A 16,281-nucleotide genomic window follows, 5' to 3' on the forward strand; every position below is an offset into this window, starting at 1 on the left:
ATCCGTGACTGTTGACATCGACAAGAGGGCGGGCGGCCCGGCCGGCACCCCGCCGTCCGGACCCGAGGCCATCAAGGCCGTCCCGGTCCGCCACTACGGGCGCTACGTCTCCGCGGTCGTCGCGATCGCGCTGCTGGCCGCGGTCGTCTACGCGTTCTCCCAGGGCAAGATCAACTGGGGCACCATCCCGGACTACTTCTTCGACGACCGCATCCTGTCCGGCGTGGGCAAGACGCTCCTGATCACCGTCCTGGCCATGCTGATCGGCATCGTCGGCGGCATCCTGCTCGCCGTGATGCGGCTGTCGAAGAACCCGGTGACCTCGTCCATCGCGTGGTTCTACATCTGGTTCTTCCGCGGCACGCCGGTCCTGGTGCAGCTGATCGTCTGGTTCAACCTGGGCCTGGTCTTCGAGTACATCAACCTGGGCCCCGTCTACCGCGACGAGTGGTCGGACTTCATGACGCCGTTCCTGACGGCGCTGCTCGGCCTCGGCCTCAACGAGGCCGCGTACATGGCGGAGATCTGCCGCGCCGGTCTGCTCTCGGTCGACGAGGGCCAGACCGAGGCTGCGCACGCGCTCGGCATGAGCCACGCCAAGACGCTGCGCCGGATCGTCATCCCGCAGGCGATGCGCGTGATCGTGCCGCCGACGGGCAACGAGGTCGTCAACATGCTGAAGACGACCTCGCTGGTGTCGGTCGTCCAGTACCCCGAGCTCCTCCGCGCGGCTCAGGACATCGGCCAGACCTCCGGCGCCCCGGCCGAGATGCTGTTCCTGGCCGCGGCCTGGTACCTGCTGCTGACCTCGATCTTCAGCGTGGGGCAGTACTACCTGGAGCGCTACTACGCCCGCGGCTCCAGCCGTCAGCTGCCGCCGACACCGTGGCAGAAGGTCAGGGCGAACCTGCTGTCCCTGTCGAACCGACCCACGGCGGGAGGTGCCGCATGACCGCCATGGTCAAGGCCGAGGGCGTCCACAAGTCCTTCGGCCCCGTCGAAGTCCTCAAGGGCATCGACCTGGAGGTGAAGTCCGGCGAGGTGTTCTGCCTCATCGGTCCCTCCGGCTCCGGCAAGTCCACCTTCCTCAGGTGTATCAACCACCTCGAGAAGATCAACGCCGGGCGGCTTTACGTCGACGGGGAGCTGGTCGGCTACCGCCAGAAGGGTGACAAGCTCTACGAGCTCAAGGACAGCGAGGTCGCCCTCAAGCGCCGGGACATCGGCATGGTCTTCCAGCGCTTCAACCTGTTCCCGCACATGACGGCGGTGGAGAACGTCATGGAGGCGCCGGTGCAGGTCAAGGGCGTGAGCAGGGCCCAGGCCAGGGAACGCGCACGCCGGCTGCTGGACCGCGTCGGGCTGGGCGACAAGGCCGGCAACTACCCCTCGCAGCTCTCCGGCGGTCAGCAGCAGCGGGTCGCGATCGCGCGGGCCCTCGCGATGGACCCGAAGCTGATGCTGTTCGACGAGCCGACCTCGGCCCTGGACCCGGAGCTGGTCGGTGACGTCCTCGACGTCATGCGCGACCTGGCCGAGTCGGGCATGACGATGGTCGTCGTCACCCACGAGATGGGCTTCGCCCGCGAGGTGGGCGACAGCCTGGTCTTCATGGACAACGGCGTGGTGGTCGAGTCGGGCAACCCGCGCGACGTCCTGACGGACCCGCAGCACGAGCGGACGAAGACGTTCCTGTCCAAGGTGCTCTGAGCGTCCGCGCGACGACGGCCCGAGGGGCGGTACGGATCTCCCCGTACCGCCCCTCGGTCTCACTCGCGGACCTCCGCGCGGAACTCGCGGATCCGCCCCGCGGAACCCGCGGATCTCCGCGCGAGGCTTGCGGACCCGCCCCGCGGAACTCGCGGACCTCCGCGCGAAGCTCGCGGACCTCCCCCGCGGAACTCGCGGATCCGCCCCGCGGAACTCGCGGACCGGTCGCGGACTACTTGAGCGCCAGCAGCAGCGTGTCCGACGGCGAGCACCACACCGGCCGCACCTCACCGAAGCCCTTCTCGCGCAGCACGCGCGCGTGCCACGCCACCGGGGGCATCTCGCCCTCGGCGTGCTCACCGTAGATCTCGAACCGGCGGGCCGTGGGCTCGGCGAGGACCGGGTCCTTCGCGGCGAGCTGCCACCACTCGGCCCAGTCGAGCGCGCCCGCGCCCTTGGCGGCGTCCATCCGCGCGTGCCGCTGTGCGCGCTCGGCCGCGTTGATCCGGGGCGTCGTGTCGTCGATCATGTGGTCCGCGTTCATGAGGACACCGCCGTCGCGGACCAGCTCCGCGACCTGACCGTAGAGGACCGCGAGGGGTTCGGCGTGGAACCAGTGCAGGGCCGTGGCGGTCAGGACGGCGTCGTAGGCGTCGTACGGCAGCTTCGCCGGCCAGTCGGGGTCCTTGAGGTCGGCGGTGACCAGGGAGACGCGTTCGTCCCCCGCGAAGGTGCCCTCCGCGATGGCGAGCAGCGCGGGATCGAGGTCCACGCCGGTGCTGGTCGCCTCCGGGAACCGGGCGAGCAGCCGTGCGGTGATGGTGCCGGTGCCGCAGGCGAGGTCGAGCACGCGCGGCGCCCGCCCGACCAGGGCCTCGACCATGTCGAGCATGACCCGGAAGCGTTCCTCACGGTCCGGCATGTACCACTCCTGCTGCCGGTCCCAGCTCTCCTGCCAGGCCTGCCAGTCGGCACCGGTCGTGGTGGTGTCCGCGTCCGTCATCGTGCCCCTCCCTCACTCCTGCACGTAATACCCTGGAAGCACGATCAGCTCTTACCTGACCGCAGGCACGACCATAGAGCCCCTTCGTAAGGACTACAAGTGGAACTGGCCTATTACTCGGATTACGCCGTACGTCTCGTCAACACCGAGGAACCGCTGCGGGGGCAGGACTCACTGACCTCGGTCGAGGCTGTCCGCGGGCTCTTCGGCACCAACCAGTCGGCGGCCCGCCGCGCCACGGAGGCGGACGTGACCCGGTTCCGGTCGGTCCGGGGACGGCTGCGCGCGGTCTTCGAGGCGGCCGACGGCGGTGACGAGACCCTCGCCGTGGACCTCCTCAACTCGCTCCTCCTGGAGTTCCCGGTGAGCCCGCAGATCTCCGGGCACGACCACCGCGACGACGACGGCAGCCCGCTGTGGCACATGCACCTGGCGGACCACCCGTCCAACGCGACCGCCGGTTTCGCCGCCATCGCGGCGATGGGCCTGGCCTTCCACCTCACGGAGTACGGCGTGGACCGGCTGGGTCTGTGCGAGGCGTCCCCCTGCCGCAACGCCTACCTGGACACCTCCACCAACCGCTCCCGGCGCTACTGCTCCGACCGCTGCGCCACCCGCGCCAACGTGGCGGCCTACCGCGCCCGCAAACGCCTGGAGGCGGACCGGTCGGACAGCACCGGCCTGAGGGCCGACAGCAGCCAGCGAGCCACCGCGAACGGCGAGCGCTGACCCGGTCGCCGCGGCCGGTACCGGAAGCGCGCCTTGCCGAGCACGAGCTCCTCGGGGACGGCCCCGTAGTCGGTGCTGTCCCCGCCCGCGAACGCGTTGTCCCCGAGCACCCACCAGCCGGCCGCGCGCCGCTCGACGGCCCGCTTCACCACGAGCAGGTCCTGCTGGAAGGGGTGCCGCAGCACGACCACGTCCCCCGCCCCGATCCTGGCCCCCCAGTGCACCAGGAGCACGTCCCCGTGGTGCAGCGTGGGCACCATCGACGGTCCGGTCACTTCGGCCGGACCGAACGGCAGCAGCCCTCTCGCGCGCTGGGTCTCCCGCGACAGCTCCGGCATCACCCGGCACCTCCCCTGTCTTTCCTCCACCAGTCTCAGTCTCACCCCGGACTTTTGTCCTAAGCCCACGGGGGCACTCGCGAAAACGCGCCTCCCAGGGAGTAATGTCCCCCCTGAGAAGACGATCACGAGGAAGGAACGCTTCATGCTTTCCCGCCTGTTTGCCCCCAAGGTCACGGTCAGCGCCCACTGCGACCTGCCCTGCGGCGTGTACGACCCTGCCCAGGCCCGCATCGAGGCGGAGTCGGTGAAGGCCGTCCAGGAGAAGATGGCCGGCAACGACGACCCGCACTTCCAGGCCCGCGCCACGGTCATCAAGGAGCAGCGCGCCGAGCTCGCGAAGCACCACGTCTCCGTGCTGTGGAGCGACTACTTCAAGCCCCCGCACTTCGAGAAGTACCCGGAGCTGCACCAGCTGGTCAACGACACCCTGAAGGCCCTGTCGGCCGCCAAGGCGTCGACCGACCCGGCCACCGGCCAGAAGGCGCTGGACTACATCGCGCAGATCGACAAGATCTTCTGGGAGACCAAGAAGGCCTGACCCTCGGTCACGCCCCTTGACCTGCGGTTCCCCTACTTGCAGCGTCTCCCCCTCCGCACCCGGCCCGCGGGTCGCCGAACACGGCGTCCTCGACGGTCCGGGTGCGGTCTGCTGTGCAGGCCAGGGGAAGCCGGGCAACGGGTGTTCACCCCGTGGCCGCGGGACCGGGCGGTCAGCCCGCGGCAGCGGGGCCGGGCGGCAGATGGACCGTCATGATCAGGTGGCAGGTCCCGGTGCCCGCACCGCGGTAGGTGTGAGGGGTGTCGCCGTCGAAGGTGGCGGTCTGCCCGGCTCCGACGAGGTACTCGGCGCCGTCGACGACCAGGGTCATCCGGCCGGCGGTGACACTGACGGTTTCCACGACTCCGGCCTGGTGGGGGTGGCTGGGGTACTCCTCGCCGGGCTCCAGTCGCCAGCGCCAGACCTCGACCGGGGCCGGGCCCGACGTCGTCAGCATGAGGCGGGCCTCGCCGCCCTGCTCCCCGGTCCACAGCGGCGCCACGGCGTCCGCGGTCACGACGCGGACGCGCCCCTCGGCCGGCCCCTCCATCAGGGCGGAGACCGAGACGCCGAGGGTGTCGGCCAACCGGACCAGGGTGGCGAAGTTGGGGTTGCCCTGGGCCTTCTCCAGTCCCACCAGAGCGCCCTTGCTGACCTGGGCCCGCCGGCCGAGTTCGTCGAGTGACAGGCCGACGCGGGTGCGGGCCGCCCTGACGTTGTGCGCGAGCGCCCGCAAGGCCGCGGCCGTCTCGGCCATCCGATCACCATCCTCAAGCGTGGGCCACTGCACTGCACTGCCCGGTCGTTCGATTGACAGCCGCCGGTCAGTGCGTTGTACGGTTCGGTCGTTCCATTGATAGTAAGGGATGCACCGTGATCGTTCTGCTGCTGGCCCTGGGCAGCTCCATCGGATACGGGTGCGCCGACGTCCTAGGCGGCCTCGGCGCCCGCAGGGCCCACGTCCTGCGCACCGTGATGATCGCCGCTCCGGCCTCTCTCGCGGTCGAGCTGTTGCTCTGGCCGGTGCTCGGCGCTTCGTTCAGCCTGGGGGCGTCGCCGTGATCACCGCCCTCTACCCGGCCGGCACCGTCCTGCTCGCCCGCAGCGTCCTCGCCGAGCGGGTCCTCCGGGGCCGGCTCATCGGCCTGGGCACCGCCGCCGTCGCCGTCAGCCTCCTCGCCCTCACCTGACCCCGCTCGACGTCCGCCACAGCCGCCACAGCCGCCAGCAAGGAGACCGCATGTTCATCCAGCCCTGGGACGCCGGCCTGGACGAAGCCGAATGGCAGACCTGGATCGCCGACGGACACGACTTCGGCCTCCTCAGCGTCAACGGCCTGCCCGGCGAGGCCCCCGTCGCCGTCCCCACCCACTTCACCGGCGACGCCGGCCACCTGCTGATCCACCTCGCCCGGCCCAACCCGGTCTTGAAGGCGATCGAGCACGACCCGAACGTCCTGTTCACCGTCTTCGGTGACTACGCCTTCATCCCCGGCCCCTGGCGCGCCAAGACCGGCACCCCGCCCACCGACGGCGTCCCCACCAGCTACTACGCGGCCGTCCAGTTCACCTGCCGCGCCCACCTCGTCGACGACCCCGAGGCCAAGGCCGAGCTGCTGCGCCGCCAGCTCGCCCACTTCCAGCCCGACGGCGACCACGCCCCCGTCGCCGTCGACCAGCCCCCGTACGGGCGGATGCTGCCCGGGATCCGCGGCCTGCGGCTCGAAGTGACCGATGTGCGGGCCAAGTTCAAGTACGACGACCACAAACCCGTCGAGCAGCGCGCCGACATCGCCGACCGCCTCACCGAACGCGGCCGGGGCCTGGACGTGCCGACCGCCCGCCAACAACTCCGCCGACTGGACCGCATCGGTCCCTGGAAACCCTGACCGCCCCGCCCCGCCCCGCCGCACGAACGGACACCGCTCATGACCGCCTTCCGCCTCGCTCCCGCCGTCGCGGACGCCTTCCCCGACACCCTCATCGCGGTGGTCACCGCCACCGGTCTGCGCGGCCACGAACCCTGGCCCGACACGACCGTCGCCCTGGAGGAACTGGAGCGACAGCTCGCCGACGGCACCTGGCAGCCCGCCGACGAGAGCGACCCGCGCATCGAGGCGTGGCACACCGCCTACCGCGCCTTCGGCACCAACCCCCGCCGCGTCCGCCCCAGCGTCGACGCGCTCGGCCGCCGCCTCGCCAAGAAGGGGACCCTGCCCCGCATCAACCCGGCCGTCGACTCCTACAACGCCGTCTCGGTCCGCCACGGCCTGCCCGCCGGAGCCTTCGACCTGGACCAGGTCACCGGCGACGTCGACATCCGCCACGCGGACGGCACCGAGGCCTTCACCCCGCTCGGCGAACCCGACACCGTGGAGACCCCCAAGCCCGGCGAGATCATTTACACGGACACCACCGGCGTCCTGACCCGCCACTGGAACCACCGCGACGCCCACCGCACCCGTGTCACCGAGGACTCCACCCGCGTCGCCTTCGTCCTCGAAACCCTCCACGCCTCCCGCGACGGAGACCTCCTGAAGGGCGCGGCCGACGAACTGCAGGGCCTGCTCGCCCCGCACTCCGACCAAACCGCCCTGCACTACCTCAGCCCCGCACAGCCCCAGGCCGTCGTCTGAGGCCTCCACCTGAGCCCGGCGCCGCCGGCCCACTGGGACGGCGCCGGGCGTCAGGAGTTCTCCGTGACCGTTTCCCGCGGTGGCTCGGCGGTCCTGGGCGGCAGCCCCTCTGTCGTCGCCCGCACCCCGACGCCGTCGCCGGATCACCGCACCGACGCCGGCCACGGCGCGCAGACCGCCCCCGTCCTCGGTGAGGTCGGTGTCCCTCGGCGCGGACGGAGCCCGAAGGCGGCCAGGAACCGGTGAGGAACCCGGCGGCGGCCGGCCACGTCGGGAAGGTCCAGCCGCTCCCGGGATGTCCCGGAAGGTCTCGCCCGGCAGCCGGACGGCCAGCCATCGGCACCCTCCCCGCCGTCCGGACCACCGCCCCCCTACCCGCGTCCCCCTTCCCCCCAACAGCGCGCGTACGACCGTCGCCTCTCGACGGTGCCCTCGGTGGGAGGTGAGCGGTGTTCCCGGCCGTATGCCGGGGGGTGGGCCCCGCACACCGTGGGGAAGTGCGGGGCCCACCTGGCCGGAGCCCTTGGCGGTGCGGCCGTACGTCGGTCAGGTGCCGTACGGCCCTGTACGGGCTCCGGGGTCTTGCGCCGGCCGTCAGGTGCTGCGCCGGGTCACGAACTCGGCCAACGCGAGCAGGCCGCCCGCCGCCTCCGGGTCGGGCACGGCACGGGCCAGTTCCTGCACGGCCCTTGCCATCCGGTCGGCCGCCTGGGCCTGTGCCCAGTCCCGGCCCCCCGCCCGCTCCACTGCCAGCGCGGTGCGGTCCAGCTCCTCCCTGTCCTCGTCGTACGGTGCCTCGTACAGCTTGACGAGTTCGGCCGCGGCAGGGGCGCCGGAGGTGAGGGCGGCGACCACCGGCAGCGACTTCTTGCGGGCGGCCAGGTCCGCTCCGGCCGGCTTGCCGGTGCGGCGCGGGTCGCCCCATATACCGATGACGTCGTCGATGAGCTGGAAAGCCAGCCCGGCCTCGCGGCCGAAGGCGTCCAGGGCCTCGACGTCCTTGTCGGCGGCGCCGGCGTACAACGCGCCGAGGGCACAGGCGCATCCCAGCAGAGCACCGGTCTTGGCCTCGGCCATGGCGAGCGTCTCGGCGAGAGTGATCTCGGCCGGGGCGCGCCGCTCCATGGCCGTGTCCGCGTGCTGTCCCTCGCACAACTCCATGACACAGTCGGCGAGCCGGGCGGCCGCCGCCGCGGACGCCGGATGCGGGTCCACGGCGAGCAGCCGCAGGGCCAGCGCCTGGAGGGCGTCCCCCGCGAGGATCGCGTCGGCGTCGCCGAACACCGTCCACGCCGTCGGCCGGTGGCGTCGAGTGGCGTCCCGGTCCATCACGTCGTCGTGGAGCAACGTGAAGTTGTGGACCAGCTCCACCGCCGCTGCGGCCCGCACCGCCGCCGCCCGGGCCCCCGGCCCGCCGAGCGCGGCGGCCGCGGTGAGGACCAGCGCGGGGCGGATCGCCTTGCCCGCGTTGCCCGCCGCCGATGTGCCGTCAGCGTGCTGCCAGCCGAAGTGGTAGAGCGCGATCCGACGCATCGCGGACGGCAGCACCGCGAGGGCGGACCGCAGCTCGGGGTCGACCAGCGTCCTGGACTCCTCCAGGAGCACCAGCGCCTCGTGCCCGTCGGACACGGCCGCCTGCTGTCCGCCGGACACCGCCACCTGCTGACCGTCGCACACCACCGGCTCCCGCCCGCCGAACGACGGGTCCGGCTCCTCGTCCCGCTGCGTGCCGATGCGCTCGTGCCTCTCCAGGACCCCGGTGGGGTGCCACGGCTCGGTGGCGCCGTGCCGAGCCTCCGTCATGGACTCACCTCCCCCATGCGCCCGCCTCCGTACCCCCGGGGTGTACCCGCCCGGGAGGGCGGGAACACGGCGTGCGCGACACAGGGGTCACCGCCAGCGGCCGATCTCGACGTTCTCCAGGACGCCGAGCGCGTCCGGCACGAGGACCGCGGCCGAGTAGTAGGCCGTGACCAGGTACTTGATGATGGCCTGTTCGTTGATGCCCATGAAGCGCACCGACAGACTCGGCTCGATCTCGTCCGGGATCCCGGTGGCCCGCAGGCCGATGACGCCCTGGTCCTGTTCGCCGGTACGCATCGCGATGATCGAGGTCGTCCGGGCCTCGGTGACCGGGATCTTGTTGCACGGGTAGATGGGCACCCCGCGCCAGGTGGGGATGCGGTTGCCGGCGATGTCGATCGTCTCGGGGACGAGTCCGCGCTTGTTCAGTTCGCGTCCGATGGCGGCGATCGCCCGCGGGTGGGCGAGGAGCAGCTTGGTGCCGCGCCGGCGGCTGAGCAGCTCGTCCAGGTCGTCGGGGCCGGGCACACCGTCGTGCGGCTGGATCCGCTGGTCGTACTCGCAGTTGTGCAGCAGGCCGAACTCGCGGTTGTTGACGAGCTCGTGCTCCTGACGCTCCTTCAGCGCCTCCACCGTCAGCCGGATCTGCTGCTCGGTCTGGTTCATCGGCTGGTTGTAGAGGTCGGCCACGCGTGAGTGGATACGCAGGACGGTCTGGGCGACGCTCAACTCGTACTCACGGGGCCGGGCCTCGTAGTCGACGAAGGTGTGCGGGATGTCCGGCTCGCCGCTGTGGCCGGCGGAGAGGTCGATCGCCTTCTCACCGTGCTTGTTGGTGCGCTGCTCCGGGATCGAACGCCGCTGCTGGAGATGCTCGCGCAGGGACTCCGCGCGCTGCGCGACCTGCTCCACCTCCTGGCGGGGCAGCACGAGGACCGTGCAGGCGGTGACCGTGCGGGCGGTGTACTCCCAGATGGCGTCCCCGTCGAGCAGCGCCTGGTCACCGAAGTAGGCACCGTCGGCGAGAACTCCGAGCACCGCGTCGTCGCCGTAGGGGCCGGTGCCGATCTTCTCCACCTTGCCGTGCGCCAGCAGATAGATCTCGTCGGCCTGGCCGCCGAACGACGCGATCACCTCGCCGGGGCCGAACTCCCGCTGCTCACAGCGCTGCGCGAGTTCCGAGAGCACGTCCTCGTCGTCGTACGACCGCAGGGCCGGCAGCTCGCCGAGCTCCGCGGGAATGACCTCGACACGGTCGCCGGTCTTCACGAACGTCACCCGGCCGTCACCGACGGCGAAGGTCAGCCGCCGGTTCACCCGGTACGTACCGCCCTGAATGTCCACCCAAGGGAGCGAACGCAGCAGCCAGCGCGAGCTGATCTCCTGCATCTGAGGAACGGACTTGGTCGTGGTGGCCAGGTTCCGCGCGGCCGCCGTGCCGAGGCTCTGCTGCGGCCTGGTCTGCTCGGTGCGGACCTCTTCGCCTACCGACATAAGGATTTGCCCTCCCGGTCATGCCGGACGGCTGCGCCCGGCATCGATGTGCGTGGACCAGCCTTCCTCACGGAGCGTGCCAGTGCTATTACACGAAAGAGCGGGAATGGATCACCAGCGGCCGGGGCAGGGATGGATGCTCGTCCGGCGTCGCGGCGCCCTGCCCGAATCCGTGCCGCGCCACTGACGGAAACGATGTTGTCCGGATCGACTCGCACACCGCCCGAACAAGCACTAGCGAGCCCTCCGTTTCGGTACAAGAACCGGTACGAGGCGGTCGCGCCCGGCGGTCGTCGCGCAGCGGGAAGGAGCCGGCCATGGCCTCACCCATGTCCGCGAGCGGTTTCCTCAAGGCGTTGAAGGCGGAAGGCCTCACCGTCGTCGAGGTCGGCGACTGGCGGCACCACAACCGCAACCACAAGGGGCCCTGGGGGCCCGTGCACGGCGTGATGATCCACCACACGGTCACCAAGGGCAGCGCGCGGACCGTGGAGATCTGCCGCAAGGGCTACGAGGGTCTGCCGGGACCGCTGTGCCACGGCGTCATCACCAAGGACGGCAAGGTCCACCTGGTCGGGTACGGCCGGGCCAACCACGCCGGCCTCGGGGACGACGACGTCCTGCGCGCCGTGATCGCCGAGAAGGCGCTGCCGCGGGACAACGAGGCGAACACCGACGGCAACCGGCACTTCTACGGCTTCGAGTGCGAGAACCTGGGCAACGGCGACGATCCCTGGCCGGCGGCGCAACTGGAGGCGATCGAGCGCGCCGCCGCCGCGGTCTGCCGCCACCACGGGTGGAACGAGCGGTCCGTCATCGGGCACCTCGAATGGCAGCCGGGGAAGGTGGATCCGCGGGGCTTCACGATGGCGTCGATGCGCGGGCGGATCCGCGACCGGCTGAAGTGATGTGTCCGCCGCGTACGGCGGCGTGACAATGGCGGGGTGACCGGCACCGACACCTGTGACCTCGCCCCACTCCGCCCCCGCCTGCCCTCCCCCTTGCAGGAGATCACCGACGAGCGGTTCGAGCGCCTCGGTGTCCGGTTGCTCCTGAAACGCGATGATCTCATCCATCCCGAGCTGGTCGGCAACAAGTGGCGGAAACTCGCACCGAACCTCGCCACGGCCGTCGGCCGCACCGTTCTCACCTTCGGCGGCGCCTACTCCAACCACCTGCGCGCCACGGCTGCCGCCGGCCGGCTGCTCGGTCTGCCCACGGTGGGTGTGGTGCGCGGGCAGGAACTGGCCGGCCGGCCCCTCAATCCGTCCCTGGCGCGGTGCGCGGCCGACGGCATGCGGCTGCACTTCGTCGACCGTTCGACGTACCGCCGCAAGGCCGAACCGGAGACCCTGGCGGCTCTCCTGCGCGCGGCGCGGGCCGAGGACGCGCTCGTCGTCCCCGAGGGCGGCAGCAACACGGCGGCCGTCCGCGGCTGCCGGGCCCTCGGCGAGGAACTGGGCGAGCACGCCGACGTGGTCGCGCTCGCCTGCGGCACCGGCGGCACGCTCGCCGGGCTGGCCGCCGGCCTCCCCCCGGGGCGCCGGGCGCTCGGGATACCGGTCCTCAAGGGCGGCTTCCTGGCCGACGACATACGGCGGCTCCAGGATCGTGCGTTCGGCGGGCCCCGGGGCTCCTGGAGCCTCGACGGCCGCTTCCATCACGGCGGCTACGCCCGCACCACGCCCGAGCTCGACTCCTTCGCCGACGACTTCGAACGCCGCCACGGCCTGCCCGTGGAACGCGTCTACGTCGCCAAGATGCTGCACGCCCTGCTCGTCCTCACCCAGGAGGGCACCTTCGCCCGGGGGACGACCCTGACGGCCGTCGTCACCGGCCGCCCCTTCCCGTGAACCGACACGGGCCACCGGCCGGCCGGCCCGCCTCCGGCCCAGCCGCTGCGAGCGGACCCGGGCCGGGGCGGCCCGCCCATCCGGTCCGCCGCCGAGGACGCCCACACCCACGCACACGCGCCACCGTCGAGCCGATCGAGCCGCCGGAGCGGCCGCCACCCTGCCCCCTCTTGCCGCGCAGGCGCCCCGACGGCCGCACGTCGGCCCGTCACGCCTCCGGAGCAGGCGACGCCGGACCACCCGCCCCGGCCCCTCCGCACCACCCGCCCTGAAGCCCACACGCCCCGTCCCGGCCACCGTGCGTCCGGTGTACCCACGGACCCAGCCGGGCGGCGGTGTGCCACCAACGCCGCCGGTCGGCCCGGCATCGAAACGACTCCGTCACGCCTGGTACCGGCGTCGCACGCGCGCGTGGTGCCCGTGGGGCGCCCCTGCCCGCACGAGTGGCCGCGAGCCTGTGACCGGGCGGCCCGCCCTACGCCGTCTCCCGGTACGCCGCCGCCTCTTCCAGGTCCAGGCGGCGCAGCAGCGTCCGGAGCATCTCGTCGTCGATGTACCGGCCGTCCCGCAGTCGGACGAAGACCTCGCGCTCGGCGCTGATCATCTCGCGCGAAAGCCGCCGGTAGGTGTCGTCGACGGTCTCCCCCGTGACGGGGTTCACCTGTCCGAGCCGTTCCCAGACGGCGTTGCGCCGGCGTTCCAGAACCGTGCGGAGGCGGTCGGCCAGCGGGGTCGGCAAGGCGTTGCGCTCGTCGGCGAGGAGGTCGTCCAGGCGCTGCTCGGCCACCCGGGAGGCCTGCGCCTGGGCGTTGGCCTCCGCCAGTGTCTCGGCCTGTACGTCGTGTGCGGGGAACTTCAGCAGGCGGATCAGCGGCGGCAGGGTGACGCCCTGGACGACGAGCGTGCCGATGACCGTGGTGAAGGTGAGGAACAGGACGAGGTCGCGTTCGGGGAAGAGCCCGCCGCCGTGCACGGTGAGCGGGATGGAGAAGGCGATGGCCAGCGAGACCACGCCCCGCATACCGGCCCAGCCGATCACGAACGGCGCCTTCCACGTGAGGTCCCCCTCGCGCGCGCGGACGCGTGCCGACAGCCGCGGCAGGAAGGTCGCCGGATACACCCACACGAACCGGGTCACAGCGACCACCAGGAAGACGGCGACCGCGTACCAGGCGGCGTCGGCCCCTTCGTACGCCCCGACACCCTTGAGGACGACGGGCAACTGGAGCCCGATCAGGGCGAACACGGCGGACTCCAGGACGAACGCGACCATCCTCCACACCGCCTCCTCCTGGAGACGGGTGGCGAAATCGACCTCCCACGCGCGGTGGCCGAGATAGAGCGCGACGACCACCACGGCGAGCACCCCGGACGCGTGCACCTGCTCGGCGACCGCGTAGGCGACGAACGGGATCAGCAGGGAGAGCGTGTTCTGCAGCAGCGCTTCCCTCAGATGCGTGCGCAGCCAGTGGATCGGCACCATCAGCACCAGGCCGACACCGACGCCTCCCACGGCCGCGATCAGGAACTCGCCGATCCCGCCGGCCCAGGTGGCGCCCTCGCCGACCGCCGCGGCGAGGGCCACCTTGTAGGCGGTGATCGCGGTCGCGTCGTTCACCAGCGACTCGCCCTGGAGGATCGTGGTGATCCTGGACGGCAGCCCCACCCGGCGCGCGACCGCCGTGGCCGCGACGGCGTCCGGCGGCGCCACCACCGCACCGAGCACCAGGGCCGCGGTCAGCGGCAGACCGGGCACGATCAGGTACGCGGCGCAGCCGACGACGAAGGTGGCGAAGAGGACGTAGCCCACCGAGAGCAGCGCCACGGGCCGTACCTGGGCCCGCAGGTCGAGGTAGGAGCTGTCGGTGGCCGCCGTGTAGAGCAGTGGGGGCAGCAGCAGCGGCAGGACGATGTGCGGGTCGAGGGTGTAGTCGGGCACGCCCGGGACGTAGCTCACCACCAGGCCGGCCGCGACCAGCAGCAGCGGCACCGGTACCGGCACGCGCCGCCCGGCCGCCGCGATCGCGGCGCTGCCCGCCACCAGCAACAGCAGCGGCATCACGTCCATCGTTCTCGCCCGTCCTCTTTTTCCACGCGGCCCTCCGCGCACCCGACGTAACCTGGCAATCATGAAACAGTGCACGCACGCCGACGCGCTGCCGCACCCGGAGCCGGAACCGCGGAGCGAGACCTGCCCGGAGTGTCTCGCCGAGGGTACGGACCCGGTGCAGCTCCGTCTGTGCCTGGTATGTGGTCACGTCGGCTGCTGCGACTCCTCGCCGAGGCAGCACGCGACAGCGCACTACAAGGAGACCGGCCACCCGGTGATGCGCACCTTCGAGCCCGGGGAGAGCTGGCGCTGGTGCTTCGTCGATCACGTCCTGGTGTGACCTCGCCCCGGGACGGTTCGAGGGTCTGACGCCTGGGTACGTCAACCCGGCGCGCGCTCTTCCGATTTGAGCCCGTCGAACCCCTAGCCACTGTGCGTGTTCATGTGTTTACTATGAGTGACAGCAAGGGGTTGGGGTCTCGGGGACAGGAAAGTTCGGAGCGCGATAACGTCACCGCTGAACCACGTATCGCGTTACCCCGAGGGGCGACCCTCGGCCCTGTAACGCTTGTACCACCTTGGAGGTGAGGGTGTCCCAGATCGCAGGCGAGCCCGCGTCCCAGGACTTCGTCGAAGTCCGGCTGCCGGCCGCGGGTGCCTACCTGTCGGTGCTGCGTACGGCGACGGCCGGCCTCGCAGCCCGCTTGGACTTCACCCTCGACGAGATCGAGGACCTGCGCATCGCAGTCGACGAGGCCTGCGCGATCCTGCTTCAGCAGGCCGTGCCCGGCTCGGTGCTCAGTTGTGTCTTCCGCCTCGTCGACGACTCGCTCGAGGTCACCGTCTCGGCGCCGACCACGGACGGCCACGCGCCCTCGCGGGACACCTTCGCCTGGACCGTCCTGTCCGCTCTCGCGGGCAAGGTCTCGTCCGCCGTGGATGAGGACAGAACCGTTTCAATCAGCCTCTACAAACAGCGCGGCGCGGGACCCGGGCCGGCGTGAGGAACGGGGACGGGCCGGTGCGGGACGAAGAGCGCGGCACACGGGAGCTGCCGGCCGAGGGCACTCGTTCTCCGAACGAGGCCCGACGCGTGGCGGACGGCATCGACGGAATCCCCGAGCAGGCCCGGCCTCATCCGGAGGACGAGGCCTCCCCCGAGGCCGTCGTCCCGGGCGACGGGCAGCGGGCCGGGGAGACTCCCGACCGGCCCGTCCGAGCGGAGGCGAGGGCTCGGGAAAGAGCAACGGGCGGAACGATGAGCGAGCACGAGCGACACTCCGAGGACGACGCGCCGGGCGCACGGGTCACGCAGCGCACGCGGCACGACCCGCAGGACCGCAGCGGGGCCCGTGCCATGTTCGCCATGCTGCGGACGCTGGCCAAGGACAGCCCCGAGTACGCGGAGCTGCGCAACCAGCTGGTCCGCATGCACCTGCCGCTCGTCGAGCACCTCGCCCGCCGCTTCCGCAACCGCGGCGAACCCCTGGACGACCTCACACAGGTCGCCACCATCGGCCTGATCAAGTCGGTGGACCGCTTCGACCCGGACCGCGGGGTGGAGTTCTCCACGTACGCGACCCCCACGGTCGTCGGGGAGATCAAGAGACACTTCCGGGACAAGGGCTGGGCGGTGCGCGTCCCGCGCCGGCTCCAGGAGTTGCGGCTGGCCCTGACGACGGCCACGGCGGAGCTCTCGCAGCTGCACGGCCGCTCCCCCACGGTCCACGAACTCGCCGAGAAGCTGTCGATCTCGGAGGAGGAGGTCCTGGAAGGCCTGGAGTCGGCGAACGCCTACTCCACCCTGTCCCTGGACGTCCCGGACACCGACGACGAGTCCCCGGCGGTCGCGGACACGCTCGGCGCCGAGGACGAGGCCCTGGAGGGCGTCGAGTACCGGGAGTCGCTCAAGCCGCTGCTGGAGGACCTGCCGCCGCGGGAGAAACGGATCCTGCTGCTGCGCTTCTTCGGCAACATGACCCAGTCGCAGATCGCGCAGGAGGTCGGGATCTCACAGATGCACGTGTCGCGGCTGCTGGCACGCACGCTGGCACAGCTGCGAGAGAAGCTGTTGGTCGAGGAGTAGCCGCGGCGCCCGAAGACACCGGGCGGCGGTCGCGTCGAC

Annotated in this window: 19 protein-coding genes and 1 pseudogene; 14 read left to right on the top strand and 6 right to left on the bottom strand. The window is 71.5% G+C overall.

All coding sequences use genetic code 11. The features are described from left to right. Positions 1-4 precede the first annotated feature (4 nt). Together KUM32_RS12475 and KUM32_RS12480 are read left to right on the top strand one after the other, a co-directional pair. Entirely contained in the window at positions 5-952 is a 948-nt protein-coding gene (locus KUM32_RS12475; RefSeq protein ID WP_217141914.1) for an amino acid ABC transporter permease, read from the top strand. Continuing rightward, positions 949-1,710, top strand: a complete 762-nt coding sequence (locus KUM32_RS12480; RefSeq protein ID WP_302185139.1) for an amino acid ABC transporter ATP-binding protein — start codon at positions 949-951, stop codon at positions 1,708-1,710. The genes KUM32_RS12475 and KUM32_RS12480 overlap by 4 nt, the downstream gene beginning before the upstream one ends. 232 nt (positions 1,711-1,942) lie before the next feature. Here the strand turns inward: KUM32_RS12480 and KUM32_RS12485 are convergent, their stop codons facing one another. After that, complete coding sequence (locus KUM32_RS12485) at positions 1,943-2,713, bottom strand: trans-aconitate 2-methyltransferase (RefSeq protein ID WP_217141915.1); 771 nt, start codon at positions 2,711-2,713, stop codon at positions 1,943-1,945. Positions 2,714-2,812: 99 nt separating this feature from the next. Between KUM32_RS12485 and KUM32_RS12490 the strand changes: the two genes are divergently transcribed. Next, positions 2,813-3,442, top strand: a complete 630-nt coding sequence (locus KUM32_RS12490) for an ABATE domain-containing protein (RefSeq protein WP_217141916.1) — start codon at positions 2,813-2,815, stop codon at positions 3,440-3,442. Here the strand turns inward: KUM32_RS12490 and sodX are convergent. Continuing rightward, a complete protein-coding gene (gene sodX, locus KUM32_RS12495) occupies positions 3,346-3,780 on the bottom strand; it encodes a nickel-type superoxide dismutase maturation protease (RefSeq protein ID WP_217141917.1) in 435 nt (144 codons plus the stop codon). The two genes, KUM32_RS12490 and sodX, sit on opposite strands and share 97 nt — an antisense overlap. 145 nt (positions 3,781-3,925) lie before the next feature. Between sodX and sodN the strand changes: the two genes are divergently transcribed. Next, a complete protein-coding gene (gene sodN / locus KUM32_RS12500; protein ID WP_077796552.1) occupies positions 3,926-4,321 on the top strand; it encodes a superoxide dismutase, Ni in 396 nt (131 codons plus the stop codon). 172 nt (positions 4,322-4,493) lie between these two features. Here the strand turns inward: sodN and KUM32_RS12505 are convergent, their stop codons facing one another. Beyond that, positions 4,494-5,078: a helix-turn-helix domain-containing protein gene (locus KUM32_RS12505; RefSeq protein ID WP_217141918.1), complete on the bottom strand. Its 585-nt coding sequence runs from the start codon at positions 5,076-5,078 to the stop codon at positions 4,494-4,496. Positions 5,079-5,194: 116 nt separating this feature from the next. Between KUM32_RS12505 and KUM32_RS45240 the strand changes: the two are divergent. From KUM32_RS45240 to KUM32_RS12525, 5 genes and pseudogenes are all read left to right on the top strand, one after another. Further along, positions 5,195-5,374, top strand: a pseudogene (locus KUM32_RS45240) (EamA family transporter); the annotation flags it as partial. A gap of 5 nt (positions 5,375-5,379) precedes the next feature. Next, entirely contained in the window at positions 5,380-5,511 is a 132-nt protein-coding gene (locus tag KUM32_RS45245; protein ID WP_302185140.1) for a hypothetical protein, read from the top strand. A gap of 50 nt (positions 5,512-5,561) precedes the next feature. After that, complete coding sequence (locus KUM32_RS12515; protein WP_217141919.1) at positions 5,562-6,209, top strand: FMN-binding negative transcriptional regulator; 648 nt, start codon at positions 5,562-5,564, stop codon at positions 6,207-6,209. Between the two features lie 39 nt (positions 6,210-6,248). Beyond that, positions 6,249-6,956, top strand: coding sequence for a B3/4 domain-containing protein (locus KUM32_RS12520; RefSeq protein WP_217141920.1), 708 nt, complete (start codon positions 6,249-6,251; stop codon positions 6,954-6,956). A 63-nt stretch (positions 6,957-7,019) separates the two neighbouring features. Beyond that, positions 7,020-7,202, top strand: coding sequence for a hypothetical protein (locus KUM32_RS12525; protein ID WP_217141921.1), 183 nt, complete (start codon positions 7,020-7,022; stop codon positions 7,200-7,202). Between the two features lie 348 nt (positions 7,203-7,550). Here KUM32_RS12525 and KUM32_RS12530 read toward each other — a convergent pair whose 3' ends face one another. Continuing rightward, positions 7,551-8,759, bottom strand: coding sequence for a family 2 encapsulin nanocompartment cargo protein polyprenyl transferase (locus KUM32_RS12530; RefSeq protein WP_217141922.1), 1,209 nt, complete (start codon positions 8,757-8,759; stop codon positions 7,551-7,553). A gap of 87 nt (positions 8,760-8,846) precedes the next feature. Further along, complete coding sequence (locus KUM32_RS12535) at positions 8,847-10,253, bottom strand: family 2B encapsulin nanocompartment shell protein (protein ID WP_217141923.1); 1,407 nt, start codon at positions 10,251-10,253, stop codon at positions 8,847-8,849. A 317-nt stretch (positions 10,254-10,570) separates the two neighbouring features. Here KUM32_RS12535 and KUM32_RS12540 point away from each other — a divergent pair, with 317 nt between their 5' ends. Beyond that, positions 10,571-11,161 (top strand): N-acetylmuramoyl-L-alanine amidase, encoded by a 591-nt coding sequence (locus KUM32_RS12540; protein ID WP_217141924.1) that lies wholly within the window; start codon positions 10,571-10,573, stop codon positions 11,159-11,161. Positions 11,162-11,197: 36 nt separating this feature from the next. After that, positions 11,198-12,106, top strand: a complete 909-nt coding sequence (locus KUM32_RS12545) for a 1-aminocyclopropane-1-carboxylate deaminase/D-cysteine desulfhydrase (protein ID WP_217141925.1) — start codon at positions 11,198-11,200, stop codon at positions 12,104-12,106. A 475-nt stretch (positions 12,107-12,581) separates the two neighbouring features. Here the strand turns inward: KUM32_RS12545 and KUM32_RS12550 are convergent, their stop codons facing one another. Beyond that, on the bottom strand, positions 12,582-14,174 hold the full coding sequence (locus tag KUM32_RS12550) for a Na+/H+ antiporter (RefSeq protein ID WP_217141926.1): 1,593 nt from the start codon (positions 14,172-14,174) through the stop codon (positions 12,582-12,584). Between the two features lie 61 nt (positions 14,175-14,235). On the opposite strand from KUM32_RS12550, the gene KUM32_RS12555 reads away from it, so the two are divergent. The 3 genes from KUM32_RS12555 (at position 14,236) to KUM32_RS12565 (ending at position 16,242) form a co-directional block, all read left to right on the top strand. After that, complete coding sequence (locus KUM32_RS12555) at positions 14,236-14,496, top strand: UBP-type zinc finger domain-containing protein (protein ID WP_217141927.1); 261 nt, start codon at positions 14,236-14,238, stop codon at positions 14,494-14,496. Positions 14,497-14,746: 250 nt separating this feature from the next. Further along, on the top strand, positions 14,747-15,160 hold the full coding sequence (locus KUM32_RS12560) for an anti-sigma regulatory factor (protein ID WP_217141928.1): 414 nt from the start codon (positions 14,747-14,749) through the stop codon (positions 15,158-15,160). Continuing rightward, the gene (locus KUM32_RS12565; protein WP_374227503.1) at positions 15,157-16,242 is read left to right on the top strand and encodes an RNA polymerase sigma factor SigF; all 1,086 of its coding nucleotides are present in this window, start codon (positions 15,157-15,159) and stop codon (positions 16,240-16,242) included. Before KUM32_RS12560 ends, KUM32_RS12565 begins: the two co-directional genes overlap by 4 nt. Positions 16,243-16,281: the final 39 nt, after the last annotated feature.

Source organism: Streptomyces sp. AC627_RSS907 (genome assembly GCF_019049165.1).

Coding starts and splice junctions, on each gene's coding strand:
- KUM32_RS12480 (WP_302185139.1), top strand. CDS start 949: ATGACCGCCATGGTCAAGGCCGAGGGCGTCCACAAGTCCTTCGGCCCC.
- KUM32_RS12550 (WP_217141926.1), bottom strand. CDS start 14,174: ATGGACGTGATGCCGCTGCTGTTGCTGGTGGCGGGCAGCGCCGCGATC.
- KUM32_RS12555 (WP_217141927.1), top strand. CDS start 14,236: ATGAAACAGTGCACGCACGCCGACGCGCTGCCGCACCCGGAGCCGGAA.
- KUM32_RS12515 (WP_217141919.1), top strand. CDS start 5,562: ATGTTCATCCAGCCCTGGGACGCCGGCCTGGACGAAGCCGAATGGCAG.
- sodX (WP_217141917.1), bottom strand. CDS start 3,780: ATGCCGGAGCTGTCGCGGGAGACCCAGCGCGCGAGAGGGCTGCTGCCG.
- sodN (WP_077796552.1), top strand. CDS start 3,926: ATGCTTTCCCGCCTGTTTGCCCCCAAGGTCACGGTCAGCGCCCACTGC.
- KUM32_RS12530 (WP_217141922.1), bottom strand. CDS start 8,759: ATGACGGAGGCTCGGCACGGCGCCACCGAGCCGTGGCACCCCACCGGG.
- KUM32_RS12540 (WP_217141924.1), top strand. CDS start 10,571: ATGGCCTCACCCATGTCCGCGAGCGGTTTCCTCAAGGCGTTGAAGGCG.
- KUM32_RS12485 (WP_217141915.1), bottom strand. CDS start 2,713: ATGACGGACGCGGACACCACCACGACCGGTGCCGACTGGCAGGCCTGG.
- KUM32_RS12535 (WP_217141923.1), bottom strand. CDS start 10,253: ATGTCGGTAGGCGAAGAGGTCCGCACCGAGCAGACCAGGCCGCAGCAG.
- KUM32_RS12505 (WP_217141918.1), bottom strand. CDS start 5,078: ATGGCCGAGACGGCCGCGGCCTTGCGGGCGCTCGCGCACAACGTCAGG.
- KUM32_RS12520 (WP_217141920.1), top strand. CDS start 6,249: ATGACCGCCTTCCGCCTCGCTCCCGCCGTCGCGGACGCCTTCCCCGAC.